General features: G+C 59.4%; 16 protein-coding genes. 10 read left to right on the forward strand and 6 right to left on the reverse strand.

Annotated features, from left to right (window positions below):
• Positions 1-32: 32 nt before the first annotated feature.
• Entirely contained in the window at positions 33-3,980 is a 3,948-nt protein-coding gene (locus HXO69_RS01765; RefSeq protein WP_407072251.1) for a S8 family serine peptidase, read from the reverse strand.
• Positions 3,981-4,344: 364 nt separating this feature from the next.
• Between HXO69_RS01765 and HXO69_RS01770 the strand changes: the two genes are divergently transcribed.
• The 6 genes from HXO69_RS01770 to HXO69_RS01795 all read left to right on the forward strand — a co-directional run bounded on the left by HXO69_RS01770 (position 4,345) and on the right by HXO69_RS01795 (position 10,442).
• A complete protein-coding gene (locus HXO69_RS01770) occupies positions 4,345-4,983 on the forward strand; it encodes a hypothetical protein (protein ID WP_070505761.1) in 639 nt (212 codons plus the stop codon).
• Positions 4,980-5,813 carry a type VI secretion protein gene (locus tag HXO69_RS01775; RefSeq protein ID WP_296544946.1) on the forward strand — a complete coding sequence of 278 codons (834 nt, stop codon included), beginning with the start codon at positions 4,980-4,982 and terminating at the stop codon, positions 5,811-5,813. The genes HXO69_RS01770 and HXO69_RS01775 overlap by 4 nt, the downstream gene beginning before the upstream one ends.
• A gap of 116 nt (positions 5,814-5,929) precedes the next feature.
• Positions 5,930-6,865, forward strand: a complete 936-nt coding sequence (locus HXO69_RS01780; RefSeq protein WP_296544947.1) for a hypothetical protein — start codon at positions 5,930-5,932, stop codon at positions 6,863-6,865.
• Positions 6,866-7,048: 183 nt separating this feature from the next.
• Complete coding sequence (locus tag HXO69_RS01785; RefSeq protein ID WP_296544948.1) at positions 7,049-8,179, forward strand: pyruvate ferredoxin oxidoreductase; 1,131 nt, start codon at positions 7,049-7,051, stop codon at positions 8,177-8,179.
• A 284-nt stretch (positions 8,180-8,463) separates the two neighbouring features.
• Entirely contained in the window at positions 8,464-8,934 is a 471-nt protein-coding gene (locus tag HXO69_RS01790) for a DUF4870 domain-containing protein (protein WP_296544949.1), read from the forward strand.
• Positions 8,935-9,149: 215 nt separating this feature from the next.
• Complete coding sequence (locus HXO69_RS01795; RefSeq protein ID WP_049327414.1) at positions 9,150-10,442, forward strand: adenylosuccinate synthase; 1,293 nt, start codon at positions 9,150-9,152, stop codon at positions 10,440-10,442.
• 356 nt (positions 10,443-10,798) lie between these two features.
• Here HXO69_RS01795 and HXO69_RS01800 read toward each other — a convergent pair whose 3' ends face one another.
• Positions 10,799-11,503 (reverse strand): hypothetical protein, encoded by a 705-nt coding sequence (locus HXO69_RS01800; protein WP_296544951.1) that lies wholly within the window; start codon positions 11,501-11,503, stop codon positions 10,799-10,801.
• Between the two features lie 262 nt (positions 11,504-11,765).
• Between HXO69_RS01800 and HXO69_RS01805 the strand changes: the two genes are divergently transcribed.
• On the forward strand, positions 11,766-12,803 hold the full coding sequence (locus HXO69_RS01805) for a magnesium and cobalt transport protein CorA (protein WP_296544953.1): 1,038 nt from the start codon (positions 11,766-11,768) through the stop codon (positions 12,801-12,803).
• A gap of 37 nt (positions 12,804-12,840) precedes the next feature.
• Here the strand turns inward: HXO69_RS01805 and HXO69_RS01810 are convergent, their stop codons facing one another.
• The 3 genes from HXO69_RS01810 to HXO69_RS01820 form a co-directional block, all read right to left on the reverse strand.
• A complete protein-coding gene (locus HXO69_RS01810) occupies positions 12,841-13,524 on the reverse strand; it encodes an integrase (RefSeq protein WP_296544954.1) in 684 nt (227 codons plus the stop codon).
• Positions 13,525-13,788: 264 nt separating this feature from the next.
• On the reverse strand, positions 13,789-14,817 hold the full coding sequence (locus HXO69_RS01815; protein WP_296544984.1) for an iron chelate uptake ABC transporter family permease subunit: 1,029 nt from the start codon (positions 14,815-14,817) through the stop codon (positions 13,789-13,791).
• Positions 14,818-14,852: 35 nt separating this feature from the next.
• The gene (locus tag HXO69_RS01820; RefSeq protein WP_296544955.1) at positions 14,853-16,151 is read right to left on the reverse strand and encodes an iron ABC transporter permease; all 1,299 of its coding nucleotides are present in this window, start codon (positions 16,149-16,151) and stop codon (positions 14,853-14,855) included.
• A 123-nt stretch (positions 16,152-16,274) separates the two neighbouring features.
• Here HXO69_RS01820 and HXO69_RS01825 point away from each other — a divergent pair, with 123 nt between their 5' ends.
• The 3 genes from HXO69_RS01825 to HXO69_RS01835 all read left to right on the forward strand — a co-directional run bounded on the left by HXO69_RS01825 (position 16,275) and on the right by HXO69_RS01835 (position 19,442).
• On the forward strand, positions 16,275-17,297 hold the full coding sequence (locus tag HXO69_RS01825; protein WP_296544956.1) for an iron-siderophore ABC transporter substrate-binding protein: 1,023 nt from the start codon (positions 16,275-16,277) through the stop codon (positions 17,295-17,297).
• A gap of 283 nt (positions 17,298-17,580) precedes the next feature.
• Positions 17,581-18,480, forward strand: a complete 900-nt coding sequence (locus tag HXO69_RS01830; protein ID WP_296544958.1) for a YwqG family protein — start codon at positions 17,581-17,583, stop codon at positions 18,478-18,480.
• 41 nt (positions 18,481-18,521) lie between these two features.
• Entirely contained in the window at positions 18,522-19,442 is a 921-nt protein-coding gene (locus tag HXO69_RS01835; protein ID WP_296544959.1) for a YwqG family protein, read from the forward strand.
• 89 nt (positions 19,443-19,531) lie between these two features.
• Here HXO69_RS01835 and HXO69_RS01840 read toward each other — a convergent pair whose 3' ends face one another.
• Positions 19,532-21,133 carry an ATP-binding protein gene (locus HXO69_RS01840; protein ID WP_296544961.1) on the reverse strand — a complete coding sequence of 534 codons (1,602 nt, stop codon included), beginning with the start codon at positions 21,131-21,133 and terminating at the stop codon, positions 19,532-19,534.
• Positions 21,134-21,423: the final 290 nt, after the last annotated feature.

Consider the following 21,423-nt stretch of genomic DNA (forward strand, 5'->3'; position numbering starts at 1 on the left):
ACCCGAACCGTTCGCTACCGGTTAGCTACCGTCTAGCGGCCGGCCTGGTTAGCGACCTTCTCGGTGTAGCGGTAGATGAACGCCGCCATCGCATCGCGGGCAATGGGGGTCACCGGGCGGTAGGTGCCGTCCGGCCAGCCGGTGCTGATGCCCTTCAAAGCCAGCCACGTGATTTCACGGTAGAACTGGTTATCGGTGGACACATCGCTGAAGTGGCTGGTTGCAGGCAGATCCACGTGCGGGGAACCCGCTGCACGGTAGAAGAACGCAGCCATGGCGTCACGGTTCACCGGTGCGGAGGGGCGGAACGTGCCGTCCGAGTAGCCGGTGGTGATGCCCTGAGCCTTCATCCACTCAATCTCCTTGTAGAAGGGGTGCGTGGTGGGCACGTCCTTGAAGCTCGGAGTGGAGGGTGCGGTGAACTGCGGGGAGCCCTGCATGCGGTAGAAGAATGCCGCCATCGCGCCGCGCTCCACGGACTCCAGCGGGCGGTAGGTGCCGTCCGGGTAGCCGGTGGTGATGCCGCGCTGAGCCAACCAAGAGATCTCAGTGTAGAACTGGTCGCCGCGCTTCACATCGCTAAAGCGGGACGGAGTGATGTACTCGGTCTGCTGCTCCTTGATGTTCAGCACCTCGGCGCGCTCGCCCTTGGCACCGTTGGTGCCGGAGAGGTCGCCGGTGCCGTTGTGCAGGTGCAGCAGCAGTGCCTTGGCGGGGGTGCCGGATTCGCCGAGCGCGGGGATTGCGTCAGCGGAGCGGTGCGCCGTCAGGGTGGTGCTGGAGGCATCCGGGAAGAGGCCAGCCACGGAGGAGGAGTCGCCGCTGAACCACAGCTTGGGGCTGAAGGGGCGGTACTTGATCCAGCCGGTTTCGCTGACATTACCCCACTCGTACTGGGTGGTTGCGCTGACTCGGTACTGAATGTCCGGGTTATTTGCGCTGGTCAGACCCAGATCCTTGAGGGGCGCGCTCATAATGAGGGTGTTGGTGTCCATCATGTTGGTGTCCACGTCACCCCAGGCGCCGTTGAGCGGGTAGTAGGCCAGCTCGACGAGGTTGCCGTTCTTGTAGCCGTAGAGGCGAACCAGCGGGTAGTCCAGGCCCTTAGCGCGGTCGGTGACCAGCTTGTAGTCGGCGCGGTTGTTGCCGTCAGTGTCGATTTCTACGGTGAAGGTGTTCTCGTAGGAGACAACATCCCAGTTCGCCCAGGTGGAGATACCGAAGCGCAGGGTGCCGTCATCAGCGTTGCCGCCGGCTGCCTTCAGCGCGGGCGCATCCGAGGACGCACCGACGTACTGCAGGTTCGCCTTGACGTTGCTGTTCAGCGACAGGGAGGTGGGGGCAACACGGTCCACGCTCGCACCGTACTCGAAGGCGCCGAGCAGGGAGCGGTAGCCGCCCTGGTTGACCTCGGTGCCGCGCAGCGAGACCTGGGACTTGGTCCAGCCGGTGTCTGCCTTCTGTGCCTCATCGCTGGAGGGCTTCTGCGTGAAGGTTACGGTGTCTTCGGCAGCGTGCATGGTGCTGACGGGCTTGGGTGCCACGTGAACGGGCAGGCGCAGTGCCTTGGTGCCGTCTTCGGTGAGGACGAGGCGACCGGAGGCGCTGGCAATGTACTGACGGTACTGTACGGGCACGGTTTCGTTGCCGGTGTAGTAGTCAGTTGCGTTCTGGGTGGTGTCCATTGCTGCGTCGCGGGTCTTCTCCAGCTTGGACGGGTCGATGCGCACGGTGACTTCGAACTTCTTAGTTTCACCGGGTGCGAGGGTGACCGCGGAGGGGAAGGAGTATTCCACGCCGGGAATATTAGTGCTTTCAGCGTAGGACAGCGCGTAGGTGTGCGCCACGGAGTCGGTGTTCTCGACGGTCACCTCGCGGGTGAGGGTCTGAACGCCAGCATCCGGTGCGTACTCGAGCACACCGAAGCTCAGGGACACGGTGCCGCTCTTGTCAGCGTTGTAGACGAGGGACTTCGACTGCACGGCAGCGAGGGTGTCGACTCGTCCGGCGCCCACACGGTCCACCGCGTACGCGGCACCGGATTCGGTGCGCACATCGTGGGTTGCGGTGTTCATGAGGGCGGACTTGACCTGCGCGGGGGTGTAGGTCGGGTGGCTCTGCATGACCAGGGCAGCGGAGCCGGTCACGTAGGGTGCCGCCATGGAGGTGCCGCTGAAGGTCACGGAGTTGTTACCGGTCGCTACCGCCGCGGAGGTGATGTACGAGCCGGGTGCCGCAATGTCGGGCTTGGTGTAGCCGTAGCTGCCGTGGAAGCCGCGGGCACTCATGGGGTTCAGCTGATCCAGCTTATCGGTGTCCACGCGCAGGGAGGACTTCAATTCGTTACCGAGGCGCACGGTCAGGGGCTTACCTGCCGCTTCTGCTGCGGTGATCTGTGCGCGCAGGTCCTTAGCGGCGGATGCTGCCAGGCGGAAACCGGGCAGGGTATCGTTACCCGCGATGCCCAGGCCGGGTTCTTCGTCATTGCCTGCAAGCAGCACGCCCTTGGCGCCTGCCGCCTCCAGATTGTCGAAGCGCACCTTGGAGCCGCAGGCGAGCTCACCGTCATCTTTAGCCCAGTCGATGAGCACCCACTTGCCCTTTACAGCTGCCGCTTCGTCGGCGCTGAGGGCGTTGCAGGCGTAGCGGTTGTTCTCGGAGATTGCGGTGAGTTCACCGGTGAATTCCTTGGTGCCCGCCTGCGCCCAGGGGTAGGAGACGCTGTAGTCGCCGCGTACCTTGCGGGTGGTGCCGGTGGCGGGGTCGGTCAGCTCTGCTGCATCCACGACGCGGGTGGAGCCGTAGGCGTTAGCTACGGTGATTGCGCTGGCTGCGGTGGCGGGGTGACCGGAGTTGGAGTAGGTATCGCCGCGCAGGCTGTAGTCGTTGGCGTTACCCGCGGAGATGACGGAGAGCACGCCGGCGCGGGTGAGCGCGTCAACGGCGTAGGCTTCGGGGTCGTCCTGCGGGGAGAATTCGCCGCCGAGGGACATGTTGACCACGTTCACGCGGTCGGAGAAGTCGCCGTCACCGTTGGGGTCGAGGGCGCGGTCGAGCGCCTCGATAACGACGTTGGTGCTGCCGCTACAACCGAAGACGCGGAAGGCGTAGATTTCAGCGTCGGGGGCGACGCCGGGGCCGATCTTCATGGTCTTGAGCTGCTCTGCGGTGAGCTTGCTGTAGTCGCCGGTGAAGGTGGTGCCGTCGGCGTTCACGCCGTAGCCTGCCGCGGTGCCCGCCACGTGGGTGCCGTGGCCGCCGGTGGTGCAGTCGAGCGGGTTGCCGTCGGGGGTTGCGGTGTTGGTGCCGTCGTAGGCGTCACCGACGAGGTCGTAGCCGCCAGCAACCTTGGTGCGGTTGATGAGTCCGGAGTCTGCGGAGGGCAGCTCGGTGAGCTTGGATGCCTTCTCGTAGTCTTCGAGCTTGCCGCTACCGCCGAAGTCGGTGTGGGTGTAGTCGATGCCGGAGTCGATGACGGCGATCTTCACGCCCTTGCCGGTGTATCCGCCCGCGCCGGCGGGGTTGGTGGTGCCGGTCCAGGTGGCGAGGGAGCCTGCGTCAATGGCGGCGCCCGCGTTCTGGCGGTACTTGGGCAGGATGGGCGAGATCTTCTCTACGTCGGGGCGGTTGGCGAGTGCCTTGATGGACTCGGCGTCACCGCGCACTGCCACGCCGCGTACTGCGTTGTGGGTGGTGTAGAGGACCTGCGCGCCGGACTGGCTGCTGACCTGCTGTGCCTGGCTCTGCACCTGGGAGGCGATTGCCTGCACCTGTGAGCTGGTGTTGACGGGTGCCTGCACGCCGGCGCGTACGCCTGCGGGCTGGGTCTGTTCAAAGGCGCCCTTACCCTTGAAGCGGACGAAGGCGGTGACGGTGCCGCTGGCGTTCTTCATGCTTTCGCTGAGTACCTGCTTGACGGCGTCGGGGTCTTCTGCGGCGTGGGCGGTGGTGCCCAGTGCTGCGAGGGGGCTCAGCGCCATGCTGAGGGTGAGTAGCCCGCTGCCGATTCGGCGTCGGTGCGACCGGCCGCGGGGGTTTGGGGAGGCGGTGTGTGTCACGGTGCTCCTTTGCTTGGCTCCCGGGGTGTTTCTGGGAGGCTTGTGGTGTTGTTCTGGTGGGTTCCAGCTGAACTTGAACACACTAGATGTGAACTAGGATACACCCCAAAGTGGCTTGTGAAGCGTTTATTACTCCTAAATGCATCAAAATGTGGACATGTTCGACTCTTTTCTTTTTCACGTTTTTCATTTGCATTTGGGTTCAGGTTCTTTTCAGGTTCGGTTGTTACTGTAAAACCATCTATTGAACATCTATCAAAAATGATGGGATAGGGAGGGCTGAACCATGGTCAAGCGACGCGTTTCTGGTGACGATTCTGTTCTGCTGATGTCCCCCCAGGTTATGTACGGCCGCCCCGGTCCACGGTTGGAACGCATCCATAGAGGAGAGGTGCAGGGCATCCTCACCGAGCACAGCTCATCCGCCTGGCAGATTGGCGAGGTGGTAGGCTACGCCCCCATGGAGAAGCCACCCGAAACCCTGGATATGAAGAGCCTCTTCACCGACTGGAGCGGCTTCACCTGGTATGTCCTGGGGCCGTTGCTTCGGATGGTGTTCTGGTCATCTTTCTTTATCGTGCTGATGAGCCCGATACTTTTCAGCCTGGGTTTCAGGGGAGTGGGCGAGGAAATGGCGATGATACTTGTCATTTTTTTGATTCCGCTCTTTTATTTCCCTCCGCTGATTTTGCTTGTGGGCTTTGTCGGCCTCGTCGCAGAAATCTGGTTGCTGCTCCTCTGCGTAGGAAAGTTTCTGAATGCTGTTGGGGATGCCGTCGAATCGACGCGCCTGCTCGTTAGGCAGCACAAGATTCAGCAGGATTTTCAATTCCGGCTGGTGTACGAGTGCACCCCGCTTGACGGTGGTTCAGCTGAGGCATTGCTGCACCGCATCCTTGAATCGCACCAGGAGGAGGAATCATGACTGCCGATAAGAAGCAACCCATCGACAATCAATCTGTTTCCCCTAGTCAGCGTGTTTTGAAGGTGGCGCCCCATGTGTATTACGGTCGCCCCAATCCGCAGCTGATGCGCATCCACGCGGATGATGTTCAGGGAACTCTCCCCAATGGAGAATCGCCGGAGGAACACGGCGGCGAGCTGGTTGGTTACTGCCCTCTGCCGGTTCCTAACCGCAAGCCCCACACTGGTAGACGCGTGGTGGAGGTGCTGGTGTACCTAGCGTTGGCTATCGCGGCGAATCCTTTCGTATATTTCTTGTTGCCTTCTTATACCCTGAGCGAAGAAACTCTAGGTTCTCTTTACCTGGCAGGCATAGGATTTTCGGTGCTGAGCATCGGTATTCTTCCGCTAACGCTGTTCTTTTTCTCTCTGTGGGCTCTCATCAATTTCTTAGGTGTGATGGTGCGGCTCATCTGGAGGCGTAAGGCCGGGGAGAAACTTACGTTCCGGCTGGTGTATGACTGCGCCCCGCCCTCTAAAACAAACCAGGAGCGCTACGCTTCGCGGCATCGTAGTGGCATTACTCAGCCGGTGACGAGTTTTGGCGGTTCGTCTGATTCATCTCAGAAGGGGGAGGCGAAGCTTCTGTTCTTTGCCGTTTCCGTACTGAATCCTTATATTGCGGCGGGGATTCTCTCCATTACGGGCCTGTTCGGGGCGGGGCCACTCGTCGCAGCTCTCTTTATGATGGTGAATCAGGTGAGCGCAGGGCTCATGGGGATTCCCGGCATCATCTGGTTTGTGGCGTGGATTCTGAGCATCGTGCGGCTTAACAAAGCGGCCGAGGCTTAAGCAGACTAGCCACTGGCTCAAAGAACAGCTACGGGATTGAGCCCCCGCGCACCGAACACACAATGTAGACAACACAACAGACACTAACAAGCAGACAAGCATTGGAGGAGGTTACCGTGGCGGAGCATAGCGAAGCACCGAAGAACCCTCAGAACCCAACCGAGAAGAGCGATAGCGAGTATCAGCCCCTGTGGGATATGGAACAGCCCGCCCCCGATTACTCGGCTTTGCTACTTCACGGAACGCCCGTTCCCGCACCGACCGGGAAGATTCCCGAGCCGGTGAAGGAGGTCTTGGAAATACAGAAGGCTCGTTCTGCATCTGTGCCTGCTGACCCTGTGGTTCCTGCAGCGTCTACTCTGCCGGTTTCTGCTCCTGCACCGTCTGCGCAGGCGGCGAATTTTTTCCCCTCGGCGACGGGTCACCCGGTGCTGAACCGGCCGCTGTATGGCCGCCCGGGCCCCACAATGCGCCGAATGTCCCCCATGGGCACGGAAGGTAGCGTAGCCACAGGTCAGCAGGCGCCGTCCGCGTTTCCCACCTGGCAGGAGGGGAAAGTAGCGGGTACACCACGACCTATCGGGTATATCTCGGCGACCGCACTTGCGGGCAAGGTGAGCGGATTAGACCTGTGGTGGAAGGCGTGGCCTGAGTTCATAGTGCTCTTCTTCATAGGTGTGGTGTTTAATCCCCTGACTTATCTTCTGTTGGCTACCGTTACAGAGGATCCTAGCTTCGGTGGGTTTATTTACTATTTCTTCCTGATGCTTTCTCTGGCGACATTTGGTCTTCTCCTGTTCTTGTGGGCTGGTGCGTTGATTTTTGCGCTACTCCGAGTGAGCCGAAAGTATCGGGCGCTGAAGTGGAAGGCCATGCCTCTCGGGTCGTTCTGGTTCTATCTGGTGTATGACCGCCTGCCTAGGGATGCCGAGGAGATGCAGTGGATCCTGGGTGCGGCGTCTTCGATGTCTTCGGTGGCGCCAGCCCCTCAGCCGCTGAGTGCCCCGAGCCCTACCTCAAGCCCTGTTCCAAACTCAGCGGATGCATCGTAGTCGACTTCCCGTGGGTCCCTGGGCTCTTGTAGCGCTGAACCCCCGGCAGTGTTAACACGTGAGTGTTGGCGCTTGTCCGGGGGTTTTTCTCAGCTTTTATCAGGCAGGTTTCAAGGGACTGCCCAGCGCCCGCTGGTACGGTGGTGCCACTAGGAGTATGTCTGGTGAGCGAAGGAGACAACCATGGCAGACCGCCCCGCTGCACAGAAGGATGAGGAGTACCAGCCCCTCTGGGACACCAACCAATCCGTCCCGGAATACATGAAGCTACTCATGGACCAGCAGCCGTCGACAGCAGAAGACGCCACGCTATACCAAGAATCCGGTAGTGAAGACGAAAATCTAGAACACCCCGACCCGGACTATGAGTACGTCTACCCGGGTGCCCCTAAGCGCTACGACTCTGCGCGGGAGGACTCCGACGGCGCCGAACTAGACAGTGACGAGCTGAGCGCCGACGAACCGGAAGAAACTTCCAAAGAAGCTCACGAATCCCGCAAGGACGACAAGGCGAACCACCCGGTAGCGCTCGCCTCCACTGAGCCCGCACCCTCTCCTGGTGCGCAAACTGAGGTAATAGGGGCTGCCCACGCCTACGGCGAGTATGTTCGGTTGGAGTCCCTCGGTTTGAGCCCGGGCGCCACCCTGCCGGTCATTCCCGACCCGCTCTTCGGCACCCCCGACTCAAAACTCATCGAAATGCGCCTGCTCGACCGCTCCCAGGACGAGTCCGCACCCATGCAGGCGTGCGCTGCCCACCTGAACCCGGTCAAGGACGAAGGGAACCCCGTATCGCGGGCAGCAATGATTCAGCCGGTGGGCTACGTTCCCGTGAATAGGCCGCCGACAAGGTACAGCGTTAAAGACCTGAAGAATGAACTCATCTTCACGAACATTGGGCTTGGTTTACTGCTGATACTGAACCCCTTCGTGTTGGCCCCTCTGGCAAGCATCGTAGACCCCGAATACGGGTTTATTATCGCGTTCATTTTCGTGGTTATCGGCGTGGGGTCACTTTTTGTGGTGCCGGTTCTGTGGATTATGGGCATTGTTCGCCTCTTCAAACGCCGGAATCAGATAAATGACCTCATCGAGGAGGGGCAGACCCCGCCCACCGAGTTCTGGTACTACCTCGTGTACAACCGCCTGCCGGAAGGCTACACGGGCGTTGACGGCATCACGAAGGAAGAAGAGGACTCTTTCACGGTGTACGAGTTTCTGAAAAAGCAGGAACGCGCAAAGCTGCGCGAGGCCGCTGCACTACAGAAGTCCGCCGCACATCCTGCGCTCGCCGATGAAGAGAAACAGGGCTAGCGACCAAACCACACAGCCCCGGGCTGTATAACAACCTGCCCCTCCACGCACGTATGACCGCGTGGAGGGGTAGGGGCATCTCATTCCATGTCATATTCGGGTTTCTTCGTCTGTTGTCCGGCGAGGGTTAATATTCCATTTACTTTGCCTTGATAGGGTGAAACCATCACGAGTGTTGCGACCACGCAGAGCGAGGCGGGCACCCGCCGGAAACGGCGAGTTAGCCTGCCGCCGCACCTCAACGATTAGCTGTATCCACTCATCGATAGATTAAGGAAAGAACGATGTCCCAGAACCCGAACCCTGAACAGTACAACCAGTACTCTCAGCAGGCACCCTCCTACTCGCAGGCGCCGGGTCAGCAGCCCAACGGTTACATGGTTTCCTCCAAGGACGACCAGAACATGGCGATGCTCGCGCACCTGGCTTCTGCAATTCTGTCTCTGCTGTCCTTCGCAACTGCAAGTATTCTCGCGCCGCTGGTTATGTGGTTCATCTACAAGGACAAGCCTGGCTACGGCTTCACTAAGGAATCGGCACGCCGCGCGTTCAACTTCAACTTCTCCCTGTGGGTCATCAGCATGGCTTCCTGGCTGCTGGCGGTGGTGACCTTCGGTCTTCTGTTCTTCATCCCGTTGATTGTCTCGACGGTCGTGACTGTCCTGATGGTTATCTTCCACAGCCTGGCTGCTATGGCTGCAAACCGCGGTGAGCAGTACACCTACCCGATGACCTTCATCGAGATCATCAAGTAGTCTTTACGGCTCATACCGGTAGCGCCCCCGTCCGAATATCGGATGGGGGCGTTGCCGTGCCCGGTATGGCACGCCTACCGACCCGTCACACGGGACTTAAAGGGGCGGGCACGGTATCATTAGAAGAGGTGTGCCTACCCGAAACATGAGGCGGTAGGTCGCCGCCGCGCCGTGAAATCCGGTGCGTATCTTCAAGGCTTTCAAGGAGCACAAAAATGTCAGCTGTCGTGATTGTGGGCGCCCAGTGGGGCGATGAGGGTAAGGGTAAGGCAACCGACCTGCTCGGCCCCCGCGTAGACTACGTGGTCAAGCCCAACGGCGGTAACAACGCCGGTCACACCGTGGTGGTGAACGGCCAGAAGTTTGAGCTGAAGCTACTGCCCGCGGGTATTCTGAGCGATAACGCCGTCCCCGTGATTGGTAACGGCGTGGTTGTTAACCCCGAAGCTCTGTTCGCTGAGATTGACGGCCTTGAGGCACGCGGTGCAGACACCTCCCGCCTGAAGATTTCCGCTAACGCACACCTGGTCGCACCCTACCACCAGACCATGGACAAGGTGACCGAGCGTTTCCTTGGCAAGCGCGCTATCGGCACCACCGGCCGCGGTATCGGCCCCGCCTACATGGATAAGGTTGGCCGCCTCGGCGTGCGTGTTCAGGACATCCTGGACGAGTCGATCCTGCGTCAGAAGGTTGAAGGCGCACTGCGTCAGAAGAACGAACTGCTGGTGAAGGTCTACAACCGCCGCCACGTTGAGGTCGACGAAATCGTCGAGTACTTCATGTCTTACGCTGAGCGCCTCAAGCCGATGATTGTGGACACCACCCAGCTGCTGAACAAGGCGCTGGATGAGGGTAAGACCCTGCTGATGGAGGGCGGCCAGGCAACCTTCCTGGACGTTGACCACGGCACCTACCCGTTCGTGACCTCCTCCAACCCGACCTCCGGCGGCGCATGCGTCGGTTCGGGTGTGGGCCCGACCCGCATCTCCCGCGTGATCGGTATTCAGAAGGCGTACACCACCCGCGTGGGTGCTGGCCCCTTCCCGACTGAGCTGTTTGATGAGATGGGCGAGTTCCTGCGCACCACCGGCGGCGAGTTCGGCGTGAACACTGGCCGTCCGCGTCGTTGCGGCTGGTACGACGCCGTGCTGGCGCGTCAGGCTGTGCGCATCAACGGCTTCACCGACCTGTTCATCACCAAGCTGGACGTTCTGACCGGCCTGGAGAAGATCCCGGTCTGCGTGGCTTACGACGTTGACGGTGTGCGCCACGACGAGATGCCGATGACTCAGACCGAGTTCCACCACGCTAAGCCGATTTTCGAGTACTATGACGGCTGGACCGAGAACATTTCGGATGCGAAGAGCCTGGATGAGCTGCCCGAGAACGCCCGCAAGTACGTGCTGAAGCTGGAAGAGATTTCTGGCTGCCGCATCTCCGCGATTGGTGTGGGCCCGGATCGTGACCAGACCATCGTGGTCCGCGACCTCATCAACGAAGACTAAGCGCAAAAGCTAAAGACGCGAAAGCCCCCGGAAGGTACCTGTAAGGTACCCGCCAGGGGCTTTCACGTAGTTGGTGGTGATGTTTATGACGAGTATCGCAGAGAGCATCCAGATAATTACCCATGGAAATTTCACTTTGGCCCGTGGCGTGCAGGGTATATGGATGTCACAATTAATAACTTTGTCATGCGGTATGGAATGTATGACATTGAAGAAGAATCCAAGAAAAACCGGAAATATTTTGACAAAAATTCTAATTACAGTCGCGGTATTTATGAATCTAATTCTGTGGAATTTTAAATAAAAATTTGGGGCTCTATATCAATATCAGTATTGATATAGAGCCCCAAAATATTCTATAAGATTCCCATCAAATCCAATCTGTAGAGGGTATATAGAATATCTGAAAAAGTAACTTCATCATTATCGATATACCCACAGCTCATGTTTGGTGAACCATACCAGCTACGTGCCTTGTGCATGTCGCTATTTTCTTTAACGCAATGTGCGTATTCTTCGGGGATGGGGGTAAGGTTGACCGTCGGCTTACCGTGCATTCGATAAAGGAAAATGAGCGCAGTATCAATGTATGCGGTGGCGTCGTAATGGAACTTTCCGCCTCCCCATCCGCTGCTGATACCTTCACGAGTAGCCCAGATAGCAATAGGGTAGTGCGGGTCATTGACCGAGATATCGCTGTACGGTGAAGTAGCAGGAAGGTCCTTAACCACGGGCCTGCCCTTCACATGGTACAGAAACTCAAGAAGCTGCCCACGAGTCATCGCAGGCTGGGGAGCATTCTTATTCTTCTGAAGATAAAGACGGCGGCCGTGAGTAATAAGTCCAGTGCACTCCGCCCAAGCGATCACCTTATCCTGATAATCACCCGGGGTATTGTACTCAGACTCATTAATGCAGGTGACTTCCAGTTCATCACCCGGAAAAGGAGAAAAAGTCTTAGGGTGCAATTGCGCTGCAGAAGCAGGTACCACCGCAGACAACAACAGAGAGGCGGCAGCAAAAGTACATGCCGCACCCTTCACAAATGGTTTCAACAGCATCGTTGGTTCCTTAAAAGAAAATAGTGGTTGGTTCTAAGACAATCTCAGTCTTATTAACTAGAAGTTTAGACTTTCTTAGCTTTCAAGGGAAGGTTGAAACTCTATAACCCCCAGATATCTTAAAAAGAAAATCCAAGACTCACCTCAACACCCCAGCCCTCAACGCCTCTGAACCTGCATAAGTGACCGGGCGGGGCGCATACCGTATGCTGGAAGGAGCGCCTCGCACACGTGGCGCCAAAGCGTTCAGAGGAGGAGAACGATGACCTACATTACCGGAGCCATCTACCCCAGCGGCGACCGCATCCGCATAGGCGCACCCGAAGAAGAAACCCTCAACGCCTACCAGCAGCCCAACACCGCCGTAGCCCTCGGATACGCCAACCCCGACATCCACGAACTACACGCCCTGCAAAAAACCTTCAACCTGCACGAACTCGCCATCGAAGACGCCGGACGAGGCCACCAGCGCGCCAAACTAGAACGATACGGCGACTCCCTCTTCACCGTCATCCGCCCCGCCATCTACCTCGACAAAGAAGAAGAAGTGCGCCTCAGCGAACTGCACCTCTTCACCGGCCCCCGCTACACCCTCGCCCTCGTCCGCGACGAACAGCGCAGCAACCGCAGCATCAGCGACCAGTTCAACCTGCTCTACGCCACCCCCGACGCATCCCCCGCCCGACTGCTGCACCGCATCCTCGACAGCACCGTCGACGGGTACGCACCCGTGCTTGACGGCCTCGAAAACGACAACGACGAAATCGAAGACATCCTCTTCTCCACCGGCGACCGCCGGGACGCCTACCCCCTCGCGCAACGCATCTACGAACTGCTCAACCAGGTCATCGACTTCCAGCGTGCCTGCCGGCCCCTCGAATCCATGATCGGCCGCATCATCGAAGGGATACGCACCGGTGCGCTCGACCCCTCACCCTACCCGAGCGCATCCGAAGAAGAAAAGAATGAAGAAGCGGTCGAACTTGCCCGCCAATTCCGCAACGTGCTTGACCACGTGGTGCACACAAAAGAACGCCTCGAAGACCTTCGCAGCTCCCTCGAAAACGCCCTGCGCGTGCACGACACCCTGCTCGGCCAGCAGCAGAACGACGACACCAAGAAAATCTCCGCCTACGCGGCGCTGCTCATGGTGCCCACCATCATTGGCTCCGTGTACGGCATGAACTTTGAGGTCATGCCTGAACTCAAGTGGGAGTTCGGCTACCCCGCCGCGCTGCTGCTCATGGTGGGTTCCTGTCTGCTCCTCTACTGGTTCTTCAAGAAGAATAAATGGCTCTGATATGCGCGTATGCCGCATAAGGCATACACGATATGCCTTATGCGGCGCGGTCGTACTGGGCACGCATTGCGCGGCGGCAATCACGACGCTCACGCTTGAACTTCTTACACACAGCCTCCGAATCGGCAAACATGTAGAAGTCCTCCGGCTCAGCCGACAGACCCAAAGTCGACAGCTCAACCAGCGACAGCATCGCGTAGAACATCTCGCGGCGCAGCTCAAAATTGCACGCACCCGGAGCAGACTCCACCGCAAACACGCCGCCGGTGCACTCCAGCGCGCGCATCGCCCAGTGCTGAGTCCACAGGTCACCATTGACCGGGCTCACGCCCAGACGGGTCAGCGCCAGACCGGTACCCTGCACACGCTCAAAGCGCAGGCACATCTCCAGGTCCTTCTCCAGGGGGAACACGAACAGCAGAGCGTTCTGGGCCGCAGCTCGTAGCTCGCGCAGGTTCGCCCCGTAACCGGAAGCACCCTGAGTCAGGTGACGCATCACGCGGCCCATAGTCGAAGACGCCGGCGCGGTGCGGAAGCACGAACCGTCAGCCACCAGCTGCTCCAGAACGCCGCGGAGTTCCTCCACGTTGAAACGCTCCATACGGACGATGGTGCCGGACTGCATCAGCAGGTTGAACTCTGCATCACGGCACAGCTGCTCATCAGCGGTGCAGGAAATCTCTGCGTTTGCGTACTGGCTCTCGTGAGTGGTGTTTTCCATGACCGTTCCTTCCGTAGATGCTGAATCAACCTAGCGGCAACACCGCAGGAGACGGTGTGCCCGGTCGGAAGGATCGTCCCTTCCAACACCTACACTCTATGAACGACCCCTGACACGATAAGCAGTTTTTAATCTACCCCGGGGTAAAACTGGGAAAATTCTGAAAAATTCTGAAAGCTGCCCGTGAAACGCCGCGAAACACAAAAAACCGGGTGCCCCCACAGTGGGGAACACCCGGTCACTTACACAGAATAGGGAACGGATTTAGCGCTGACGGTACAGCAACCACAGCATGTACACGCCACCCAACGCGCCCGTCACCAGACCCACCGGAATCTGGAACGGCGCCAACGCACGAGCCGACACAAAATCAGCCAGCACCAAAATCACCGAACCCAACAGCGCCGAATGCCACATCGCCATACCCGGAGTGTTCCACAGGCGGCGCGCAATCTGCGGGGCAACCAGCGCCAAGAAACCAATCGGACCCGCAACAGAAATCGCCACAGCCACCAGAAGCACGGCAGCCGCCACCAGCAGGTTCACGGTCCTCTTCACCGGCAGACCCAAACCCGCCGCCAAGTCATCGCCGAGCTCTAAGACGCGCAGGCGATGCGTCAGTATCAGCACCAGCGGAATCGCCACCAGAAGCAGTACCGCCTGAACCGACATCTGATTCCACGATAGGGCATTCAGCGAACCGTGCTGCCAGGTCTTCGCCGCCTCCGCCTTCTCCAAATCACCGCGCGTAATCAGGTAATCATTCACGGAACTGAGCATCGCACTGACCGCAATACCAATCAGCACCATCTTCTGACCCATCGTCGCGCCACCGCGCGCACCCGCCAGAAGCATCACTACAGCAGCCGTCGCAAAACCGCCAATAATAGCGCCCATGCCCATACCCACGCCGGTAGAACTCAACGACCCAATCAGCACCACCGACAGGGCGCCGGTCGCCGAACCCACCGTGAAACCGATGATATCCGGCGAACCCAGAGCATTACGCGAAACCGACTGAAAAATAGCGCCCGACAAGCCTAAAGCCGCACCCACCACCACGGCGGCAAGCATACGCGGCAGACGCTGATTCAACACCAGCTGACGCTCAATCTCCGTGCCCTCACCGTTGAAGATCAGGCGGAACACCTGCTCCGGGCTCATCTGATAACTACCAAACACCAGGGAGGCGACCGCCGCCACCACAAGCACCGCCACCACTAGCAGGGTACGCGGAATAGGGGTGCGGTAACGCCCCGGAATACGCACGGACCCGGCTACAGAACGAGACATAACGCTCACAATAAAACCTCTCAGAAAGCCGGGATCTACGAACCAGACGCGCCAGATGAACTAGATGAGCCAGCCGAGCCGCGCACAACAGGGCGGTGAGCATGATGTGCTCCGTGCTCCGACACGTGAGCCGGACCCGCCTCATCGTGCGCCTGCGCCTTCGCTCCCATGCGGCTCTTCTTTGCGCCGCGCGCACCGGTACTCAAATGCAGTACTAGAACCATCAGCACCGGGGCACCAATAAAGGCGGTCACAATACCCACCTCAAGCTCGCTCGGCATGACCAGAACGCGACCCAAAATATCGGAGGCAAGCACCAGCACCGGGCCGTACACCAGTGACAGCGGTAGCACACGCGCAATATCGGAGCCCACCAGCAGACGCACCACATGCGGCACGACCAGACCCACAAAACCAATCGGGCCCGCAATCGCAGTCGCCGCACCACACAGAGCCATAATCGCAATGATCGTCGCGCCACGCACCATCGTCACCGGCACACCCAGGCCGGCTGCCGCATCCTCACCGAGCGCCAGGGCACGCAGGGGACCAATCAGCATGAAGGAGAGCACCAGGCCCACTGCTACAAAGGGCAGCGCCGAGAGTACCTGCTCGAAGGTGCGGTTCTCCAGCGAACCCACCACCCAGAAACGGTGCGAATCAAAAGCCTTGGAATTAAATATCGTGATAATGCCGGTGATAGTGCCCAGGCAGGCATTCACCGCCACACCAGTCAGCACCAGACGTGCCGTCGAATCCAGGTTCGGCTTAGAATCCACCAGGCCCATGACGAACACCAGCGCCGCCGCCAGACCCGAACCGGCCAGTGCCAGCCAGAGCTGCACGAACGGAGACGACACCCCAAAAACGCCCACGCCCACCACCACGGAGGCGGCAGCGCCGGAGTTCACACCCAGCAGGCCAGGCTCAGCCAGCGGGTTGCGGCTCAGCGCCTGCATGAGCACGCCCGACACCGCCAACGCGGCACCAACCAGCAGCGCCGCGGCGGTACGCGGGGCACGCTTCGCCCAAATCAGTTTCGATTCGACGGTGTTCGCCTCCGGGTGGAGGAAACCGTCAATCGAGCGGTCCAGGGCGAACATGCGCGAACCCACCGCAAACGACAGCGCGCACAGCAGCACCAGCAGAACGCCGCCAATGATGAGCGCAACCGCCAGGCGGGAGATGGACTTGCCGCCCTTACCGCCCGAGGAGGCGCCAGATACGGCGTCCGAAGAAGCGGAGAGGGCGCGAATTTTCGCCAGGGAAGCAGCGCTGACAGCAGGTCCTTCGCTGACGGCGGGTCCGGAAGAGGTGGTGGTCTGTGGGGTCATATGCCTTGGAGGTGGTGGGGGAGCGGTGTGCTCCCGTGCGGACGGAAGGTGCTTAACGTATCAATAGATGAGTATTAAGTATCGCATATGCATATATGAGGTTATCCTAATAAAATGGCAAATATGACGAACAAGATCACCCGCCGCTCCTTCGGCGCACTCGCACTCGGTTCCTTCGGTGCCCTCGCCCTGGCGGCTTGCGGCTCCTCCAACACTTCCGGCTCTTCCTCCTCCGCGTCTGCTTCTGCGACCGGTAAGAAGGTGGCACCCTCCGCACTGCCCTCCGGCATGGGCACCACCACCGTTGACGGTGAGTTCCCCCGCACCGTCAAGCACTTCCGCGGTGAAACCACCATCAAATCCGCACCCTCCAAGGTCGTGATTCTCTCCACCGGTCAGCTCGACGGCGTGCTCTCCCTGGGCATCGTGCCCGTCGGCGCAGCAACCGCAGGTGACGCCGACCTGGTCCCCGCATACCTGAAGACCAAGTTCTCCGATAAGTCCGCGGAACTCGACAAGATCGCCAAGGTCGGCAAGCGCACCGACCCCGACCTGGAAGCCATCGCGAACCTCAAGCCCGACCTGATCCTCATCAACAACACCAACAAGAAGGATGAGGTGTACGAGTCCCTCGCCAAGATCTCGCCGACCGTGGTCACCGAGGGCACCGGCATCAACTGGAAGCAGGACTTCCTGCTGATTGCCGCCGCGCTGGGTACCACCGAGAAGGCTGAGAAGCTCATGGAGGAGTACAACACCAAGGCGAAGTCGGTCGGTCAGAAGGCCGGCACCGAGAAGACCTTCTCCTTCCTGTACGCTTCCGCTGACCGCACCCGAATCTTCGCGAAGTCCTCGTTCGTGGGCTCCATCTGCGTGGATGCATCCCTGGCACGCCCCGCGGCTGCGCAGGTTGAGAAGACTTCCGTGGACCTGAGTGCTGAGCAGCTTGACCAGGCTGATGCCGACTACCTGTTCTACGGTGTGCAGGGCGGCGACGAGTCCAAGCTGACCGGTGAGGCGCTGTGGAGCACCCTCAAGGCTGTCACCGAGAAGCACGCGCACAGCGTGGATGCCGATATGTTCTTCCTGAACGCTGGCCCGGCTGCCGCGCTCGGCGTTCTGGAAACCATTGAAAAGGCGCTCTAAAGGTTCTAGCCTCTCGTAGAGATTCACCGGGAAGCCCCGCATCTGATCTTTCACGTCCCGCGCGTGAGGGTGAGGAGGCGGGGCTTTCTGCACGCTCGGCACCTGCTTTTGCACCTGATTACCGCCGCCGGATGCATGGGTGGCCTGCACGGGTGACTGAAACCGGTGCGCGCCCGCCCGAAATAGGGTCTAATGGGGGTAGAAGGCGCCGCGGTACCGTTGCCTCGCGCCTTCCATACCGAACCTTTCACACCGATTAATTCACCGACGAAACGAGCACATCATGCCGATGAATAACCCCTCCGAAGAGACCCTGGCGCAGGTACGCCGCGTTATCGACGCGCTCAACGAGCGTGGCGCTCGCAAGCAGGCGATTCGCCTGAAGGTAAGCAGCCCCGACGCGCCGCTACCGCAGACCGCCTCTAAGTTTGGTGGCCGCCCGTACCTGCCCGCGGGCGAGTCTGCACCGACCAATGAGAAGGGTGAGCCGCTGGGCATGATTGCGCAGATTAACTGTGCCGACCTGCCCGAAAACGATATTTACCCCGCGACCGGCATGCTGCAGTTCTGGATCGACCCGAACGACGAAGAGTGCATGTGGGGCTACGACTACGAAAAGCCGCTCTCGCAGAAGAACCACCGCGTCGTCTACTACGAGACGCTGGGTGAGCCGAACCCGGAGGCACCGTACCCAACCGTGAACTGGGACGACTACGGCTGGCCCTTCGGACGTGACGGCAAGGGTACCGCTGAGGAGGTTGTCGAGTACGCGCTCGCCTTCGAGACCTGGGAGCAGGGCTTCCTGGATGGCGGCTATGAAATCTACGACCAGTTTGCTGACGCCTGGGATGAAATGTACCCAGACCAGAAGCTGCCCGAGGAGCCGAACGCACGCGATGACGCCTCCTACAACCTGCTGGAGCCTTTCGAATCGGAGGAGAGGGATTACTCGCACATTGGCGGCTACCCCTCGTTCGTGCAGAATGACCCGCGTGACGAGTTTGAGGAGCTGCGTGGCCACACGGTGAACCTTCTGACCATCGAATCGGAGTGGGGCGAGGACGCCGATGAGGGCGTGTACGTGATGTGGGGTGATGCCGGTGCAGCGAACTGGCTGATTACTCCGGAGGCGCTTGCCGCCCGCGACTTCTCGCAGGTCGTCTTTGAGTGGGCTTGCGGCTAGACACTGCGCTACTTTCACATCATCAATGAGGAGATTCTAAGATGCTCGACAACAAACCGTTCAAGGACATCGAAAAGCAGGTGAAGCACGTTATCAACCTGCTCAATCAGGAAGGCGCTCGCAAGAAGGCTATCGCCATGAAGCCTTTCGTGCCCGATGCGCCGCTGCCGCAGACCGCCTCCAAGTTTGGTGGCCGCCCCTACCTGCCCGCCGGCGAGTCTGCACCGACCAATGAGAAGGGTGAGCCGCTGGGTATGATTGCGCAGATTAACTGCGCTGACCTGCCCGAGAACGACCTTTTCCCGACCACTGGCATGCTGCAGTTCTGGATTAACCCGAACGATGACGAATGCATGTGGGGTTACGACTACGAGAACCCGCTGTCGCAGAAGAACCATCGCGTTATCTACTACGAGACGCTGGGCGAGCCGAACCCGGATGCGCCCTTCCCGAACGTGGACTGGGATGAAGGCGGCTGGCCTATCGGCGGTTTCGACTGTGAGAGCGGCCCGCTTGAGATTGAGTACGGCGTGACTTTTGAGGTGCGTGAGCAGGGCGTGACCGCCTCCGGCTACGACTACTACGACGTTTTCGGTGCGAAGTGGGATGAAACCTACCCGGATGAGAAGCTGCCCGAAGCGCACGAGAACCCGTACAAGAACCAGCCGCGCCGCGAGGCTATCTACGAGCTGACGGAGCCTTTCGAATCGGATGAAGAGTACTCCCACATGGGCGGATACCCGTACTTCGTGCAGAATGACCCGCGCGACGAGTTCAAGGAGCTGCGCGGCCACACGGTGAACCTGCTGACTATCGTCTCTGAGTCGGAGAATGAGGAGAACGAAGATGAGGAGATTGAGATTATGTGGGGTGACGCCGGTTCTGGAAACTGGCTGATTACCCCGGAGGCGCTTGCCGCCCGCGATTTCTCGCAGGTCGTCTTTGAGTGGGCTTGCGGCTAAGAAGGTCTTGGCTGAATAGCCGTAGGGGAGGGAAATAGAGAATAACCGCTCTATTTCCCTCCCCTTTTACGTACCTTTATTGGGCGCTTCTAAGCAGCGCGATACTTACGGTTCTTGCTACGCGGCGGAGCTGTAGCGACAATCAGCTTCGCCTCCACAAGACGGCGCAGGTCATTCGTAATGGACGTACGTGAAGCACCCCGACCCCAATGCTCCTGGATATACGCCGTGGAGACCGCCTCGCCCTGTGCACGCAGGCCGCGTACAATACCGGCCTGGCGCTCACTGAGGCCGTCAAGCGTTGAATCAGCTCCCGACGCCTCGACGGTGTCCGCTGAATGTTTGCTCTCGGGATGGGTTGCTTGCTGAGTTCTGTCTTCAAGAGCGGGTTTCTGCGCCCCGAAAGACATACCCTGCGGAGGCTGCATCAGAGTGACCTGCACGTAAAGCAAACGGTCAGCAAACTGGGGAGCGGGCAGACCCGCCTCCTTCAGCGCGCGCAGAACCGTGGGAATACCCGAAGCCCTGTTCTCTGCAATCAAACGCCCCGTCGCCGGGTCGGGCAGGTCAGTCAGAATGCTCGCCAAGTAGCTATTGCGGGTTGAAGAAACACCGGGCTGACCAAAATCTCGGATAGTCACGGCACCGTAAATACCGCCCGGGCTACGCACCACTAGGCGGTTGGTGTAGAGCTCAACCTGCACCTGCGAGCCGCGCGCACCCGGCGAGTAGTCGCGGTGCATGAGGGCGTTAACCAGGAGCTCACGGATAGCCTCCAGCGGATACTCGTAGCGCTCAACCCGCCCGATACCGCTACTGTTGAGACCCTCCATCGTGGACGTTTTGCGCATATTGCGAACCAAAACGCCCATCGCTTCATCCAGCATGGAGGGGATAGGCCCGGTACAGCTGTGATTGTCTAGGAAACGTCGACCGTCCTCGGTGACCTCGCCGAGTTCTTCACCGGGAAGAACAACGACGCTCATCATCAGCTGCGGGAAGAACGCCTGCGGGTATGAGCCCATGGCGAGAAGCGCCCCAAGAGTGGGCACTTCTCGACCCTCAGAATCGATGCGGAGAATGCGCGCCTGCAGAAGAACCTCACGGTCAGAAAGCGCCGCAAAAACACGAGGCTGTTCCTCGCGGAGGCGCGCAACGTAGGCGCTGACGAGGGTGGGGGAGAGGTCCTTGAAGCTTGCCTCGCTGACAAGTTCTTCGTCGTAGCGGGGCTGACTGCGGTTCTCTAGGAGGCGGTCAATCTCGTATTTGGTGAGGCGAATATCGGCCTCACCAACACGCTGATAGGAGCCGTTATACATGCCGTGTGCTTCGATGTAGTAGGGCTTCTGTGTCGGGTCGCCGGGGAGTACATCGATGCGCACGATACGGTGCTGCTCATCTGCCGCCTCAATTTGAATATCTACCGGGGGTCGAGGCGTGATCTTGGAACGGATTGCCTCAACGGATGCGTCGTGGACTGCCTGTGCGTTGAAACCTTCAACCGGTTGCAGACCTTCTGCCGGGTCGGTCAGGCCAAGAAGAATGGTGCCACCGTCGCCGTTAGCGAAGGCGCTAACGGTTTCAAGAACGGACTTGGGGAACCCGCCAGCGGCAGCTTTGACTTCTACTCGCCCGTTTTCAGCCTGGCTACGGCGTAGGTATTCGATGAGTTCGGCGGTGTTTGTTTCCATGTATGCTCCCGGTGGCTACTTCTTGGTGAACGTCATAGCAACGTCATAACAGCATCATAACAATTTCTGCGATGATATTGTTATGATCCTGCGATGATGTTGATATGATTCGCTGTTTTCCTTGCACCTAGAATCTTGAAAACCCCGGAATTGCAGGCTAAAACCGGGAATTCCTGTCAGTCACATTGACCACGCATCATAACAACCGTCATAACAAATTCTGTTATGACGGCTGATATGACGCCTCGCTAAGACCGTACGGCAGTCCCTGCTCACCGAAAAATAGCCCG

Origin of the sequence: Rothia sp. (in: high G+C Gram-positive bacteria), assembly GCF_015265375.1 — a bacterium.
Lineage (GTDB): Bacteria > Actinomycetota > Actinomycetes > Actinomycetales > Micrococcaceae > Rothia.

What these genes read in the sequence shown, in the direction of transcription:
- HXO69_RS01765 (WP_407072251.1), bottom strand. Translation starts at nt 3,980, where the DNA reads ATGGCGCTGAGCCCCCTCGCAGCACTGGGCACCACCGCCCACGCCGCA.
- HXO69_RS01770 (WP_070505761.1), top strand. Translation starts at nt 4,345, where the DNA reads ATGGTCAAGCGACGCGTTTCTGGTGACGATTCTGTTCTGCTGATGTCC.
- HXO69_RS01775 (WP_296544946.1), top strand. Translation starts at nt 4,980, where the DNA reads ATGACTGCCGATAAGAAGCAACCCATCGACAATCAATCTGTTTCCCCT.
- HXO69_RS01785 (WP_296544948.1), top strand. Translation starts at nt 7,049, where the DNA reads ATGGCAGACCGCCCCGCTGCACAGAAGGATGAGGAGTACCAGCCCCTC.
- HXO69_RS01790 (WP_296544949.1), top strand. Translation starts at nt 8,464, where the DNA reads ATGTCCCAGAACCCGAACCCTGAACAGTACAACCAGTACTCTCAGCAG.
- HXO69_RS01795 (WP_049327414.1), top strand. Translation starts at nt 9,150, where the DNA reads ATGTCAGCTGTCGTGATTGTGGGCGCCCAGTGGGGCGATGAGGGTAAG.
- HXO69_RS01800 (WP_296544951.1), bottom strand. Translation starts at nt 11,503, where the DNA reads ATGCTGTTGAAACCATTTGTGAAGGGTGCGGCATGTACTTTTGCTGCC.
- HXO69_RS01805 (WP_296544953.1), top strand. Translation starts at nt 11,766, where the DNA reads ATGACCTACATTACCGGAGCCATCTACCCCAGCGGCGACCGCATCCGC.
- HXO69_RS01810 (WP_296544954.1), bottom strand. Translation starts at nt 13,524, where the DNA reads ATGGAAAACACCACTCACGAGAGCCAGTACGCAAACGCAGAGATTTCC.
- HXO69_RS01815 (WP_296544984.1), bottom strand. Translation starts at nt 14,817, where the DNA reads ATGTCTCGTTCTGTAGCCGGGTCCGTGCGTATTCCGGGGCGTTACCGC.
- HXO69_RS01820 (WP_296544955.1), bottom strand. Translation starts at nt 16,151, where the DNA reads ATGACCCCACAGACCACCACCTCTTCCGGACCCGCCGTCAGCGAAGGA.
- HXO69_RS01825 (WP_296544956.1), top strand. Translation starts at nt 16,275, where the DNA reads ATGACGAACAAGATCACCCGCCGCTCCTTCGGCGCACTCGCACTCGGT.
- HXO69_RS01830 (WP_296544958.1), top strand. Translation starts at nt 17,581, where the DNA reads ATGCCGATGAATAACCCCTCCGAAGAGACCCTGGCGCAGGTACGCCGC.
- HXO69_RS01835 (WP_296544959.1), top strand. Translation starts at nt 18,522, where the DNA reads ATGCTCGACAACAAACCGTTCAAGGACATCGAAAAGCAGGTGAAGCAC.
- HXO69_RS01840 (WP_296544961.1), bottom strand. Translation starts at nt 21,133, where the DNA reads ATGGAAACAAACACCGCCGAACTCATCGAATACCTACGCCGTAGCCAG.